Source organism: Citrobacter sp. W9, from assembly GCF_026719375.1.
GTDB lineage: Bacteria > Pseudomonadota > Gammaproteobacteria > Enterobacterales > Enterobacteriaceae > Citrobacter > Citrobacter werkmanii.
On sequence record NZ_JAPPTE010000012.1, the window covers coordinates 78912 to 92202 of the forward strand.

The 13291-nt window shown below is 50.0% G+C and carries 14 protein-coding genes and 1 pseudogene; 10 read left to right on the forward strand and 5 right to left on the reverse strand.

The window, feature by feature from the left end:
• Positions 1–6: 6 nt before the first annotated feature.
• Positions 7–249, reverse strand: coding sequence for a hypothetical protein (locus OOJ59_RS17160; RefSeq protein WP_038640050.1), 243 nt, complete (start codon positions 247–249; stop codon positions 7–9).
• A gap of 571 nt (positions 250–820) precedes the next feature.
• Complete coding sequence (locus tag OOJ59_RS17165) at positions 821–1567, reverse strand: MipA/OmpV family protein (protein ID WP_038640047.1); 747 nt, start codon at positions 1565–1567, stop codon at positions 821–823.
• Between the two features lie 433 nt (positions 1568–2000).
• Here OOJ59_RS17165 and yeaG point away from each other — a divergent pair, with 433 nt between their 5' ends.
• The 5 genes from yeaG (at position 2001) to OOJ59_RS17190 (ending at position 8197) form a co-directional block, all read left to right on the forward strand.
• Complete coding sequence (gene yeaG / locus OOJ59_RS17170) at positions 2001–3935, forward strand: protein kinase YeaG (RefSeq protein ID WP_038640044.1); 1935 nt, start codon at positions 2001–2003, stop codon at positions 3933–3935.
• A gap of 202 nt (positions 3936–4137) precedes the next feature.
• Entirely contained in the window at positions 4138–5421 is a 1284-nt protein-coding gene (locus OOJ59_RS17175) for a YeaH/YhbH family protein (protein WP_160956404.1), read from the forward strand.
• 154 nt (positions 5422–5575) lie between these two features.
• Positions 5576–7066 (forward strand): diguanylate cyclase DgcJ, encoded by a 1491-nt coding sequence (dgcJ, locus tag OOJ59_RS17180; protein WP_160956403.1) that lies wholly within the window; start codon positions 5576–5578, stop codon positions 7064–7066.
• A 44-nt stretch (positions 7067–7110) separates the two neighbouring features.
• Positions 7111–7614 (forward strand): YbaK/prolyl-tRNA synthetase associated domain-containing protein, encoded by a 504-nt coding sequence (locus tag OOJ59_RS17185; RefSeq protein ID WP_038640035.1) that lies wholly within the window; start codon positions 7111–7113, stop codon positions 7612–7614.
• A 136-nt stretch (positions 7615–7750) separates the two neighbouring features.
• A complete protein-coding gene (locus OOJ59_RS17190) occupies positions 7751–8197 on the forward strand; it encodes a DUF441 domain-containing protein (RefSeq protein ID WP_085049524.1) in 447 nt (148 codons plus the stop codon).
• On the opposite strand, the pseudogene OOJ59_RS17195 reads toward OOJ59_RS17190, so the two are convergent.
• Positions 8180–8972 (reverse strand): annotated as a pseudogene (locus OOJ59_RS17195) (AraC family transcriptional regulator); the annotation flags it as partial. The gene OOJ59_RS17190 and the pseudogene OOJ59_RS17195 overlap by 18 nt on opposite strands.
• A gap of 99 nt (positions 8973–9071) precedes the next feature.
• On the opposite strand from OOJ59_RS17195, the gene OOJ59_RS17200 reads away from it, so the two are divergent.
• A complete protein-coding gene (locus OOJ59_RS17200; protein ID WP_087857704.1) occupies positions 9072–10259 on the forward strand; it encodes a CynX/NimT family MFS transporter in 1188 nt (395 codons plus the stop codon).
• A gap of 37 nt (positions 10260–10296) precedes the next feature.
• Here the strand turns inward: OOJ59_RS17200 and OOJ59_RS17205 are convergent, their stop codons facing one another.
• Positions 10297–11004, reverse strand: a complete 708-nt coding sequence (locus OOJ59_RS17205; protein WP_085049526.1) for a CTP synthase C-terminal region-related (seleno)protein — start codon at positions 11002–11004, stop codon at positions 10297–10299.
• A 198-nt stretch (positions 11005–11202) separates the two neighbouring features.
• Here OOJ59_RS17205 and OOJ59_RS17210 point away from each other — a divergent pair, with 198 nt between their 5' ends.
• Positions 11203–11550, forward strand: coding sequence for a DUF488 domain-containing protein (locus OOJ59_RS17210; protein WP_038640022.1), 348 nt, complete (start codon positions 11203–11205; stop codon positions 11548–11550).
• A gap of 7 nt (positions 11551–11557) precedes the next feature.
• Here OOJ59_RS17210 and OOJ59_RS17215 read toward each other — a convergent pair whose 3' ends face one another.
• On the reverse strand, positions 11558–11809 hold the full coding sequence (locus OOJ59_RS17215) for a putative hemolysin (protein WP_087857707.1): 252 nt from the start codon (positions 11807–11809) through the stop codon (positions 11558–11560).
• A 186-nt stretch (positions 11810–11995) separates the two neighbouring features.
• Here OOJ59_RS17215 and OOJ59_RS17220 point away from each other — a divergent pair, with 186 nt between their 5' ends.
• The 3 genes from OOJ59_RS17220 to yoaJ are packed head-to-tail and all read left to right on the forward strand — an operon-like array spanning position 11996 to position 13244.
• Entirely contained in the window at positions 11996–13021 is a 1026-nt protein-coding gene (locus OOJ59_RS17220) for a sensor domain-containing diguanylate cyclase (protein WP_087857708.1), read from the forward strand.
• A gap of 47 nt (positions 13022–13068) precedes the next feature.
• Complete coding sequence (locus OOJ59_RS17225; RefSeq protein ID WP_038640017.1) at positions 13069–13167, forward strand: YoaK family small membrane protein; 99 nt, start codon at positions 13069–13071, stop codon at positions 13165–13167.
• 2 nt (positions 13168–13169) lie between these two features.
• Entirely contained in the window at positions 13170–13244 is a 75-nt protein-coding gene (gene yoaJ / locus OOJ59_RS17230; RefSeq protein WP_099530266.1) for a protein YoaJ, read from the forward strand.
• The last annotated feature ends 47 nt before the right edge of the window (positions 13245–13291 follow it).

The window sequence follows — 13291 nt, forward strand, 5'->3', positions numbered from 1 at the left end:
TAAACCTTAGTATTTATCGTGTTTGTGGTGATGGTCGGGATGGGTGCCATCAGAGCTATACAGATTTTGCGCGTTTTCCAGGGCCTGTTTTTCAGCCGCGGCATTGATTGTCGCCTGACGGTTTTGTTCGGCGATGTAGCAGGCATCGCGGCTGATCCCTTTGTTTTCGCATGCACTCATGCGTGAAGCCTCGCTGGTGCATCCAGCCAGGACCCCGCCCATCACAGCTATCATGATTAACTTTTTCATTATTTATACCAGGTTTTTACTCAAGATATCCCCGTGGCATATTTAAGGCCTTACCACGAGAGTTGCTATCACTACTTTTAAAGTTTAATGAATATCGGCAATAGGATATTTAATGTCAATTTTAATTTTTTCAGACAAATACCTAAAGGATGTAAAATAAAAACAAATGATTAATTTTTTATTTTTTCACCTGAAAGTTAACATTCGAAATAAGCCAAAATAGTTATCAGTTATCTTTATGCCACTTGAGAATAAATACCCCGCGCATCGCGACACAATAAACCACAGTATTATCAATAAATTATGAACCCAGAAAACGACAGACCACAACAATAAATCATTAAGGCATGACGATATTACCTCATAAAAAAAACAATAGCTATCAGGCTAATCAAATGAGAGGTTTATTTTTAGTAACGGCAAAAGAAATACCTGGTTAAATAATCGTTGCGGCCAGGCGAAACATAAAACCACTATAAAAATGCAATCTCATGTTTTAGATCAATATTCATCCCCACGAAGCATAAAAAAGCCCGCATCTCTGCAGGCTTGTATTTGACACGCAATAGCATCAGAACTTGTAGGTCACACCCACCGAGAAGATGCCAGACCAGGATTTATCGACCATCGGGCTATCCTTCACTTCATCACTCAAACGCACATAACGGCCAGTGCCGTATACGTTCCAGTTGCCAAGGAAGTTATAGCTCGCAGTCAACTCCAGGTATGGATCCCATCCATCGTCAGCGCTGTAGCTTTTCAGACCACTGCGGCGAGACTCGTGATTGGACACGCCATAATAATAGTCGTTGTAGTTTTCGCTGCTGTACTGCACACCGATACCCGGCGTCAAAGTCAGCGCACCGTTAGTGTAACGGTAGAGCCAGGCCAGATCCCAGATAAAGCCGTTGCTATTATCCAGGGTATCACCCGCCAGAGCGGTACGCAGGAAACCATACTGGGTGTTATGTACATACGAGAGGCCAGCCATCAGGCTGCTTTTACGCTTGTCGAGTTGGCGCAAAGCATGGCTGTCGCTGTCACCCGGCTTGAAATGCGTCGGATCATAGTACGCCATGATGGAGAGCTTATCTGCCGTATCATTCCACAGATAGTAGCCGCCACCCAGACCGTGGAACCAGACGTTATCGCCTTCATAGGTGACAACCGGAACGGGATAAACATCGCGGTCATACTGTTTGTACGGGCTGTTAATCACGCCGACACCTGCACCAACAGTCCACTGACTTTCCGCGTGTGCGGTGCTAACTGCGGTTGCGGCAAGCACGCCAAGTGCCAGAAGTTTGAGTTTGGTCACAATCCATAATTCCTTATTCAAATGTGTAGCGGTCAAAGTGTAACCGCCAATACGCTTCAGCCCAACTATTTTACGTATTAGTCCAGGAATGTAACCCCCTAATTTCTCAGCGAGTGATGACATTTTGCTTGCAGGATAGTGAACACCACATGAATCCCGCCCCATTTCTTTACATAAGATGTGCTTTTTTTGCTGATGAGTTATTGATATGCCATTGAAATTCATTTGCGCACCCAGGCAAGTTTTGCAAATGCCATCTACGCTTAATTTTAGAAGGTGTATCACCGAATACGTTGATCTCCTGACCATCAAAATGGCATGAGAGTTGCTTATTTCTTCAGCAGCGACGTCGTTCAGTTTACCTCTTCAGGGGCCTCTACTATTCATATGAACGGCTCTTAACATGTGCTAAAAAACGAAAGGACGGCATACCATGAATATATTCGATCACTATCGCCAGCGTTACGAAGCTGCCAAGGACGAAGAGTTCACGCTGCAGGAGTTTCTTACCACTTGTCGGCAAGATCGCAGTGCTTATGCCAACGCGGCAGAGCGGCTATTAATGGCTATTGGTGAGCCTGTCATGGTTGACACTGCCCACGAACCTCGTCTTTCTCGACTCTTTTCGAATCGGGTAATTGCACGCTATCCCGCTTTCGAAGAGTTTTACGGCATGGAAGACGCCATTGAGCAGATTGTTTCTTATTTGAAACATGCAGCTCAGGGGTTAGAAGAGAAGAAACAGATTCTGTATCTGTTGGGGCCTGTGGGAGGGGGGAAATCATCTCTCGCTGAGCGACTCAAGTCGCTGATGCAGAGAGTTCCGATTTATGTCCTGAGCGCCAATGGCGAACGTAGCCCGGTTAACGATCATCCGTTGTGCCTGTTTAATCCACAGGAAGATGCGCAGATCCTGGAAAAAGAGTATGGGATCCCGCGTCGCTACCTCGGAACGATCATGTCGCCATGGGCGGCGAAACGCCTGCACGAATTTGGCGGGGACATTACAAAATTCCGCGTCGTCAAAGTCTGGCCGTCTATTCTGGAGCAGATCGCTATCGCCAAAACGGAACCTGGCGATGAAAACAACCAGGATATCTCTGCGCTGGTCGGGAAAGTGGATATTCGTAAACTCGAACACCACGCCCAGAACGATCCTGATGCCTACGGTTACTCGGGGGCGTTGTGCCGCGCTAACCAGGGGATTATGGAGTTCGTAGAGATGTTTAAAGCACCGATTAAAGTGCTGCATCCTCTGCTGACCGCCACCCAGGAAGGTAACTACAACGGGACGGAAGGTATCTCTGCCCTGCCGTTTAACGGAATTATTCTTGCCCACTCGAACGAGTCCGAATGGGTGACGTTCCGCAACAACAAAAACAATGAGGCGTTCCTTGACCGTGTTTACATTGTCAAAGTGCCTTATTGCCTGCGGATCTCCGAAGAGATCAAAATTTACGAGAAATTGCTTAATCACAGTGAGCTGACCCATGCGCCTTGCGCACCAGGCACGCTGGAAACGCTCTCTCGTTTCACCATTCTTTCTCGTCTGAAAGAACCTGAGAACTCGAGCATTTACTCGAAGATGCGCGTTTACGATGGCGAAAGTCTGAAAGATACCGATCCAAAAGCGAAATCCTATCAGGAGTATCGGGATTACGCCGGGGTCGATGAGGGAATGAACGGTCTGTCCACGCGTTTCGCGTTTAAGATCCTCTCTCGCGTCTTTAACTTTGATCATGCCGAAGTCGCGGCGAACCCGGTGCATCTGTTCTACGTACTGGAACAGCAAATCGAGCGTGAACAGTTCCCTCAGGAGCAGGCAGAACGTTATCTTGAGTTCCTGAAAGGCTACCTGATCCCTAAATATGCTGAATTTATTGGCAAAGAGATTCAGACAGCTTATCTCGAATCCTATTCCGAATACGGACAGAACATTTTCGACCGTTACGTCACCTATGCGGATTTCTGGATTCAGGATCAGGAGTACCGTGACCCGGATACCGGTCAACTGTTCGATCGCGAGTCGCTGAACGCAGAGCTGGAAAAAATTGAGAAGCCAGCGGGTATCAGTAACCCGAAAGACTTCCGTAACGAGATCGTCAACTTTGTTCTGCGCGCCAGAGCGAATAACAGCGGTCGCAATCCAAACTGGACCAGTTACGAAAAACTGCGCACGGTGATTGAGAAGAAAATGTTCTCCAATACCGAGGAGTTGCTGCCGGTTATTTCGTTCAACGCCAAAACCTCGACTGACGAGCAGAAAAAACACGACGATTTTGTCGACCGTATGATGGAAAAAGGCTACACGCGTAAACAGGTGCGTTTACTGTGCGAATGGTATTTGCGCGTACGTAAATCGTCTTAAGAGCATAAATGGCCCGGAAAATTTTTCCGCTTACCGGGCCAATATTTCTTCTGTACGCGAAATCATTCAAGAGGTATCAAGGCGGCAAATGAGTGAATTCCCAGGAGCGTACATAAGTACGTGGCTGGGTGAGCGAATGCAGCCAACGCGGAGACAACTTGAAGGATGAAGCGTAAGTTGGCAAATGCAGTACGGGGGGCTTATGACCTGGTTTATTGACCGGCGTCTTAACGGCAAAAACAAGAGCACGGTAAACCGCCAGCGCTTCTTACGCCGTTATAAATCGCAAATTAAACAGTCGATCTCCGAGGCCATTAACAAGCGTTCGGTGACTGATGTGGATAGCGGCGAATCTGTCTCTATTCCGACTGAAGATATTAGCGAACCGATGTTCCATCAGGGGCGCGGTGGCTTGCGCCATCGTGTGCATCCGGGTAATGACCATTTTGTGCAGAATGACCGTATTGAACGTCCACAGGGCGGAGGCGGCGGTTCGGGAAGCGGACAAGGCCAGGCGAGTCAGGATGGCGAGGGTCAGGATGAATTCGTCTTCCAGATTTCTAAAGATGAATATCTCGATCTGCTGTTCGAAGATTTAGCTCTGCCAAACCTTAAACAGAATCAGCAGCGTCAGCTAACGGAGTACAAAACGCACCGGGCTGGTTTTACCTCTAACGGTGTGCCGGCCAACATCAGCGTGGTGCGCTCCCTGCAAAATTCACTGGCGCGTCGCACGGCAATGACGGCAGGTAAGCGTCGCGAACTGCATGCGCTCGAAGCGGATCTTGAGACCATCGCGAAAAGTGAACCGGCTCAGTTGCTGGAAGAAGAACGGTTACGCAAAGAAATTGCCGAACTACGGGCAAAAATCGAACGCGTGCCGTTTATCGACACCTTTGACTTACGCTACAAGAATTATGAAAAACGGCCCGATCCTTCCAGCCAGGCGGTGATGTTCTGTCTGATGGACGTCTCCGGTTCGATGGATCAGTCGACCAAAGATATGGCAAAGCGTTTTTATATTCTGCTGTATCTGTTCTTAAGCCGCACCTATAAGAATGTGGAAGTGGTTTATATTCGCCACCACACCCAGGCGAAAGAGGTAGATGAGCATGAGTTCTTCTACTCTCAGGAAACCGGGGGAACTATTGTCTCCAGCGCGCTGAAGTTAATGGATGAAGTGGTGAAAGACCGCTACGACCCTGCTCAGTGGAATATCTATGCCGCGCAGGCGTCGGATGGTGATAACTGGGCGGATGATTCACCGTTGTGTCATGAGATTCTGGCGAAAAAACTGTTGCCGGTAGTGCGATATTACAGCTATATCGAAATTACCCGCCGCGCGCACCAGACCTTATGGCGTGAATATGAACATCTACAATCAACCTTTGAAAATTTTGCGATGCAGCATATCCGCGATCAGGATGATATTTATCCGGTATTCCGCGAACTGTTTCATAAGCAAAGTACCACCAGCAATAATTAAGTAACCACTTTCGGCCGAGGCTCAGGCTTCGGCTGATTACATTACCCTGTATCATGATCGTGACATTTTGCAATGGTTTATCCCGCCGCTTCGTTAGAGCGAATGTGGAGCATGTGGTAAAATCGCATCTCTAACCTATGGGCTGTAATTCATTATGAAGTTGCATCATAAAGCGCTCAGGCTCTTTATCTCAGTCAGCGTTGTTGTTTTGACATCTTCTTTTTTAGTTTATGAACTCATTGCCAGCGATAAGGCAATGAATGCCTATATGCGCTATATCAATGAGAAAGCCGACTCCTCCTTTCTCTATGATAAGTACACCAATCAGAGTATTGCAGCCCATCTGATGCGCACATTTTCATCCCCTAAGGGCCCCGCATCTGTCGAACAACAAAAAGCGTTCTGCGATGCTTTCGATAGCGTTAACGGTACACATGGGCTCAATCTCACAGCGCATAATTATCTGCCATTACACGGTACGTTGCAGACCACCTCTACGAAATGTAGCGGGCAACTTGAAGACGTATTCCTGTTACCCTCTTTTGACCGGGCGGTGAACGTCAATCGCCTGCAAAAGGATTATGGGCAGGGATTAGGGACGCTGGAGTATAAATTTCGCTACTACGTCGATCTGAAAAATAACTACGTCTATTTCTATGACCTGATCGACTCACGGAAATTTGCGATACACAACTGGACATTTTTGCAAAAAGGCTCGCTGGGAATCGATCAGAATGATATTGACGGTATTTTCACTGGTCGGACGGTGATCTCCAGTATTTATAAGGATAACCTGACCGAGAAAAAGGTGATGAGCTTTTTAACGCCGGTCTACTATGCCGGTAAGCTAAAAGGCGTGGTGATGGTGGATATTAACAAAGAAAATTTAAAAAATATCTTTTATACCAGCGATCGCCCTCTCGTCTGGCGTTTTCTTAACGTGACGCTCTCGGATATCAGCTCAGGAAAAGAGATTATTGTTCACCAAAGTGAGACCCATTTATTCCGCTACGTTCACTACGAAAAGGACATCCCTGGCGGCATACGCGTCACGTTATCTCTTGATTTTATGTACTTTATCGTCTCATCATGGAAAATATTTGCCTTTTATCTTCTGGCAACGATATTGCTGCTGAATATGGTCAGAACTCATTTTCGGTTGTATCACAACGTCACGCGGGAAAATATCAGCGATGCGATGACCGGACTCTATAACCGTAAAATTTTGACGCCGATGCTCGAACAGCGTTTGCAGCAGTTGGTCAACACGGGAACCCTCGTGACCTTTATCGCCATTGATTGCGATAAGCTAAAAGTCATTAATGACACATTGGGGCATAAGGAAGGCGATCGCATTATCACCCTTCTGGCTAAAGCCATTCAAACCTCGATTCGCAAAAGCGACTATGCCATCCGACTCGGCGGGGATGAATTTTGCATTATCCTCATCGATCATCCCAGTGAATTAACGCACCGCGTGCTGGAACGGATTCGCTACAACTTACAAATTATTGCGCAAGATATATCAATCAGCTTCTCTGCCGGGATTTATAATATGCAGCCAAATGACACCATTGATGATGCTTACAAAGCATCGGATGCCCAACTCTATCTGAACAAACAGAAAAAGCGCACCGATGCGTAATCATTTTTCAGCCAGGATTTTCATTGTTGTACCAGGAGCAAGTCATGACGGAAGTGAACAAAGGTAACGCAACGCATCAGCGTTTAATTTCGTTATTATCAGAACAAGGCGCGACGTATCGCGTGGTTAGCCATGAAGCCGTCGGCAAATGTGAAGCGGTCTCTGAAATTCGAGGTACTGCACTGGGCCAGGGCGCAAAAGCGCTGGTCTGTAAAGTGAAGGGTAACGGCGTTAATCAGCATGTTCTGGCGATTCTCTCTGCCGACCAGCAGGCCGACCTGAGCCTGTTGGCCGGCCATATCGGCGGGTTGAGAGCGTCGCTCGCCAGCCCGGCGGAAGTCGATGAACTGACGGGTTGCGTATTTGGCGCCATCCCACCATTTAGTTTCCATCCGAATCTCAAACTGGTCGCCGATCCGCTGTTGTTTGAACGTTTTACTGAAATTGCGTTCAATGCCGGAATGCTGGAAAAATCCGTGATCATGGATACTGCTGATTACCTGCGAATTGCACAACCGGAATTAATTTCGTTCCGCCGCGTTCAATAACAGCCGAGTTAGCAGTAAATAACGCCGCATCGTGCATTAGCTCAAAAAAATCATAATTATTAAATAAAGCCTGTTCCGTCACGCATTTACGCGTACAGTAAGCAGGCTTATTTTTTCTTTTGGCAAGGAAACTACGATGTTTGATGTCACTCTGCTGATCCTCCTCGGACTGGCAGCTCTGGGCTTTGTCAGCCACAACACCACTGTCGCTGTTTCAATTCTGGTGCTGATCATCGTCCGTGTAACCCCTCTGAATACGTTCTTTCCGTGGATTGAAAAACAGGGACTGACCATCGGGATCATTATTCTGACTATCGGCGTAATGGCACCGATCGCCAGCGGAACGCTACCGCCCTCCACGCTCATTCACTCCTTTGTAAACTGGAAATCACTGGTCGCAATTGCCGTCGGCGTGGTTGTCTCCTGGCTTGGCGGGCGCGGCGTCACGCTGATGGGCAGCCAGCCCCAGCTTGTGGCCGGTTTACTGGTCGGTACGGTGCTGGGCGTGGCGCTGTTTCGCGGCGTACCGGTGGGGCCGCTTATTGCGGCAGGTCTGGTCTCGTTGATTGTTGGGAAGCAGTAGCAAGTCAGCTCAGATAACGGCCAGGGGTCTGCCCCAGGCCTTTTTTGAACATCGTGATAAATGCGGTGGTTGAATCATAACCGAGCATTTGCGCGACCTGCTGCACATTATGACCATCGATCAGCGCCTGCAGCGCCAGAATCAACTGCAGCTGATGACGCCAGCGGCGAAAGCTCAATCCCGTTTCCTTGACGACCAGCCGGGCAAGGTTGCGCTCACTCATCGCAAATACGTCGGCCCACTGCCCCAGCGTCTGCCATTGGGCAGGCTCTCGCGCCATTGTCGCGACCATTCTGCGGATTTTCGGATGATCGGAAACCGGTAACTGCAGTTGCTCCTGCGGCTGCTGCGGGAGTTCATCAAACAACACCTGCGTCAGTCGCTGAGTTGACGGTTCCAGTCGTTGGTCGTCCGTTTTCGACGCCAGCGAGAGAATGAGCTCCCGGCACAAGGGAGATATCTTTAGCGTACAACAACGCTCAGGCATCACGACGGCATGAGGTTCAATAAACAAGAAACACAATTGTGCGCCTACGGTTACATGGTTACTGTGCGGAATTTCACCAGGGATCCACACCGCATATTGGGGAGGTACCATCCACATGGCATTTTCGACCTCGCAGGTAATCGCGCCATGCAAAGCCAGAATCAACTGCCCCTTACGATGCTGATGCAGCGGACTAAAGAGTTCATCTTCCCGGGCCTGAATGCAGAACGCCACCGCGGCATCATGGTGAAGGTCAGGTTCATACCCATCCAATCTTAGTCCCAACATAAGAATGTCCGATTTTAGCGATAAACTGTCATTTTAGCTTGATTCACTCATGGCGTAAAAACGCTAAGGTATCGCCTCGCCTGACAAGATGAGAAAAAAATGATAAATACGCCTTCCTCCCGCGGTAAAAACGCTGCTTTGCTGATCGCGGGTATCCTGATGATTGCCACCACGCTGCGCGTTACCTTTACCGGCGCCGCCCCGCTGTTAGATGCAATTCGTGCCGACTACGGTCTGAGTACCGCCCAAACGGGACTGTTGACCACCCTTCCGCTGCTGGCCTTCGCGCTGGTATCCCCTCTGGCCGCAGCCGTTGCGCGCCGCTGGGGCATCGAACGCAGCCTGTTTGCCGCTATGCTGCTGATTTGCGCAGGTATTACGATACGCTCGCTGCCCTCACCGGGATTGCTGTTTAGCGGAACCGCTATCATCGGGTGCGGAATAGCCCTGGGAAATGTCCTGTTGCCAGGGCTGATTAAGCGTGATTATGCCCAGCATGTGGCAAAACTTACTGGCGCTTACTCGCTGACCATGGGCGCAGCGGCAGCGCTGGGTTCAGCCATGGTTGTTCCGCTGGCGTTAAATGGATTTGGCTGGCGCGGCGCACTGATGGTACTGATGGTTTTTCCGCTGCTGGCGCTGGTTATCTGGTTACCCCAATGTCGTCAGACGGGCAATGCCAGCTTGAGTAACTCACGCGCATTACATTCCCGTGCTATCTGGCGCTCCAGCCTCGCCTGGCAGGTGACCCTGTTTCTGGGAATCAACTCGCTTATCTATTACGTGATCATCGGCTGGTTGCCCGCCATTTTAATCAGCCACGGCTACAGCGAGGCGCAGGCCGGTTCGTTGCACGGTTTACTGCAACTGGCGACCGCCGCGCCAGGGTTATTGATTCCTCTCGTCCTGAACAGATTTAAGGATCAGCGTGCCATCGCCGCCCTGGTTTCAGTAATGTGCGCCGTTGGCGCGGCGGGATTCGCCATAATGCCCGACCAGGCTTTACTGTGGACCATTCTGTTTGGCTTTGGCTCAGGTGCGACCATGATCCTCGGCTTGACCTTCATTGGCCTGCGCGCAAGTTCCGCACATCAGGCCGCGGCGTTGTCCGGAATGGCGCAGTCTGTCGGCTATTTACTGGCCGCCTGCGGGCCGCCCTTGATGGGTAAAATTCACGACCTCAACGGTAGCTGGCTGATTCCATTAGCGGGTGTCGCCGTGTTAGCGATGCTGATGGCCGTGTTTGGTCTGTGCGCTGGGCGCGATCGGGAGATCGCGAACGCATAATGTAGCGGGCAGGTTAGCTAACCTCCTGCCCGGCATTTTATCCCCGCGCAGCGCGGAGCATCGCCTGGACTAACGGCACGGGTTTTCCCGCCAGCGCGCCACGCTCATGTTGAAAGAGTGTGCCAACAAAGAAAGGATGCGTTACCAGTTCAATGGCGCGAATATCCCCGGCGTCATCCCAACCGGTCACCCGGAGATCGCCGCTCTCAAGCTCGGTGGCAAAAGCGTCCGACACACCATAGTTGCAGTGATACCCCTCCGTGATAGCATCGCGTCCATAGGCTTTCGCAATCAGCGTATTGGCCCGGAGCTCAATATCATCCGTTTTTTCAACCAACGAGCAGGTCAACGGCGCGATTACCATTCGCCCAGCGGTATCCGTTTCAGCATGCGCGGCATCACTCCAGCCCAGCACGTTTCGGGCATACTCCAGTATGGCGTGTTGGAAACCACCACAGGTGCCTAAAAATGGAATGCTGTTCTCGCGTGCGTAGCGTATCGCAATCAGCGCCCCTTCCGGGTGTCGATAGGGGCTGCCTGGCACGACCCAGATGGCATCATAGCCAATCAGGTCTTCACGGCTATTGATATCAGAAGTGGTTAGCCAGTCATAATCAGCCACTAACTCCAGCACGGCAGCAGCATCATCAATGGCAAGGGGAATCGCCTGGTGCGCCACAATATCGGGGTTGTAATCGCCCACCAGCGCAATGCGAAGCGTATCTTTTATCGGGGAAATGTCCATTAAGGTTTCCTTATGTCCAGACAATAAGGGACAACATAAGGAGCCTCAGCCTACCGACTTTTCATCGGTATCACAATCCCTTAAATTGGGAGTCCAGGCTGGCAAAATGCTATAATGGTCACGTTTTAGGATCTTATTTAACCGTCATAAAAATGATGCTAAATACCAAAGCGGCGGCTTAATGGAGCGGATGAAAAGATGAATATTCAGTGTAAACGCGTGTATGACCCGGCAGAAACAAGCGATGGTTATCGCGTTCTGGTCGATCGGTTGTGGCCACGGGGGATAAAAAAGACCGACCTTGCTTTCAATGAATGGAATAAAGCGCTGACGCCGTCATCAGATTTACGTAAAGCATTCCACGCAGAGCTGATTGATTTTTCTCACTTCTCCCAGCAGTACCGTAGCGAACTAGCCCAACAGCAGCAGGAAGGGAAGCGCCTCGCAGAAATTGCCCGGCAGCAAACCTTAACGCTACTGTATGCGGCGAAGAATACTCAGCAAAACCACGCGCTGGTGCTGGCTGAATGGCTACGTCAATGCTAACAGCGGATCACTTCCCCGCTGCCGGATGATCTCTACGCCAGAGTTCCCATTCATCTATCACTTCCCCTCCGGGGAGTTTGCAGTCAGACCTTACCCCTTGCGGAGTCTGCACCGCAATCAGCGAGCCGCCCTTTTGTTCGCAATACACCGATGCCGGATTCGCCATACCAATTTTCGGCGGCATTGGCGCTTCCGGTTGTGGGGTACTACACCCTGCCAGTACCAGCATGCCGGGCAAAATAACAGACGCCAGTTTCATATCAACTCCTGCTAAGAACGTTATCCGGCAAGATTACCCCGACTCCTCATATATCTCCATGTTTTACCACCGGGCTTCAATTTTATGTTTACATTTTAACCGGGAGCACGTGTTTCATCTTTCACCTTGATGTTCTATCATGCGGGCAACGCCAGCCTTGTCATTATTCAGGAGTATTTACACCTCATGTCGGACATGATCCTCGCCAGAGTCTCACAATCCTTAGCCACGGAGCAGTCTGTTGAGAGTCTGGTTCGGCAACTTCTGGAGATGCTGGAGGTGGTGACAGAGATGGAATCAACCTATTTAACCAAGGTCGATTTAGATGCTCGCCTGCAGCATATTTTGTACGCGCGCAATAGCAAACAAATGCAGATCCCGGAAGGGCTGTCCGTCCCGTGGGATGAGACGCTATGCAAACGCGCCATCGAAGATAACTGTCTGTATAGCGACAACGTGCCCGCACGCTGGCCGGAATGCAGCGCAGCCCGCGCGCTGGAAATCACTACGTTTCTCAGCACGCCTGTTCATCTTCCGGACGGAACGTTTTACGGTACGCTCTGCGCCACCAGTCGCCGTCAGCAGGCATTGAGCGAGCGAGGTGAACAGGTGCTGAATCTGTTTGCCGGCCTGATCGCCCAGTCTATTCAAAAAGAGTCGCTGGTCGCTCAGTTACGCGAAGCCAACGCCGCGCTGATTGCGCATTCCTACACCGATGCGCTGACCGGATTACCGAACCGGCGCTCGATTTTTGAAAATGTTGAAACCCTATTTTCGCTTGCCCGACATCTCCGGCAGAAGGTCGTCGTTGCCTATATTGATTTGGATGATTTCAAACTGATTAATGACCGCTTTGGTCATGAAGTTGGCGACCAGTTCCTGATCCAGATCGGACAGCGCCTGCTCCACGAATGCAGCGACAATGATATCCTTGGTCGACTGGGCGGTGACGAATTTTTAGTCGTTAGCCTGTCGCCGGAAGATGAAAGCGATCGGTGTGAGCGCCTGCAAAAGGTGAAAAATCAGCTGCAACAGCGCATTTGCGGCGACTATCACTTGGGAAGCGTCCATCTGTTTTATCCTGGCGCCAGCCTGGGCGTGGTGGAAATTGATCCGCATGAGACCGATGTAAACTGTGCGCTCCATATGGCAGACAGCGCAATGTACAAAGATAAAAAGCGACAGGATAAAACCACTTTTGTCGTACATTAAGCCCTGCTATGCTGGCTCGTCTTTAAATAACTCTGGCAGATAATCCTATGCGACTCGGTATTATTTTCCCCGTCATTATTTTCATTTCCGCTGTCGTTTTCTTATCCTGGTTTTTTGTTGGCGGCTACGCTGCGCCGGGTGCATAACGATGAAAAAAACAACGCTCATTATGATTGGCGTGGCTATCATCGTGGTTCTGGGAACGGAACTGGGCTGGTGGTAACTAATAAAAAGGCCACATATCAGTGGCCTTTCATCTCTGTATATTGA

Coding starts and splice junctions, on each gene's coding strand:
- OOJ59_RS17210 (WP_038640022.1), top strand. CDS start 11,203: ATGAATATTCAGTGTAAACGCGTGTATGACCCGGCAGAAACAAGCGAT.
- OOJ59_RS17225 (WP_038640017.1), top strand. CDS start 13,069: ATGCGACTCGGTATTATTTTCCCCGTCATTATTTTCATTTCCGCTGTC.
- OOJ59_RS17220 (WP_087857708.1), top strand. CDS start 11,996: ATGTCGGACATGATCCTCGCCAGAGTCTCACAATCCTTAGCCACGGAG.
- OOJ59_RS17205 (WP_085049526.1), bottom strand. CDS start 11,004: ATGGACATTTCCCCGATAAAAGATACGCTTCGCATTGCGCTGGTGGGC.
- OOJ59_RS17175 (WP_160956404.1), top strand. CDS start 4,138: ATGACCTGGTTTATTGACCGGCGTCTTAACGGCAAAAACAAGAGCACG.
- OOJ59_RS17200 (WP_087857704.1), top strand. CDS start 9,072: ATGATAAATACGCCTTCCTCCCGCGGTAAAAACGCTGCTTTGCTGATC.
- OOJ59_RS17185 (WP_038640035.1), top strand. CDS start 7,111: ATGACGGAAGTGAACAAAGGTAACGCAACGCATCAGCGTTTAATTTCG.
- yeaG (WP_038640044.1), top strand. CDS start 2,001: ATGAATATATTCGATCACTATCGCCAGCGTTACGAAGCTGCCAAGGAC.
- dgcJ (WP_160956403.1), top strand. CDS start 5,576: ATGAAGTTGCATCATAAAGCGCTCAGGCTCTTTATCTCAGTCAGCGTT.
- OOJ59_RS17190 (WP_085049524.1), top strand. CDS start 7,751: ATGTTTGATGTCACTCTGCTGATCCTCCTCGGACTGGCAGCTCTGGGC.
- OOJ59_RS17215 (WP_087857707.1), bottom strand. CDS start 11,809: ATGAAACTGGCGTCTGTTATTTTGCCCGGCATGCTGGTACTGGCAGGG.
- OOJ59_RS17160 (WP_038640050.1), bottom strand. CDS start 249: ATGAAAAAGTTAATCATGATAGCTGTGATGGGCGGGGTCCTGGCTGGA.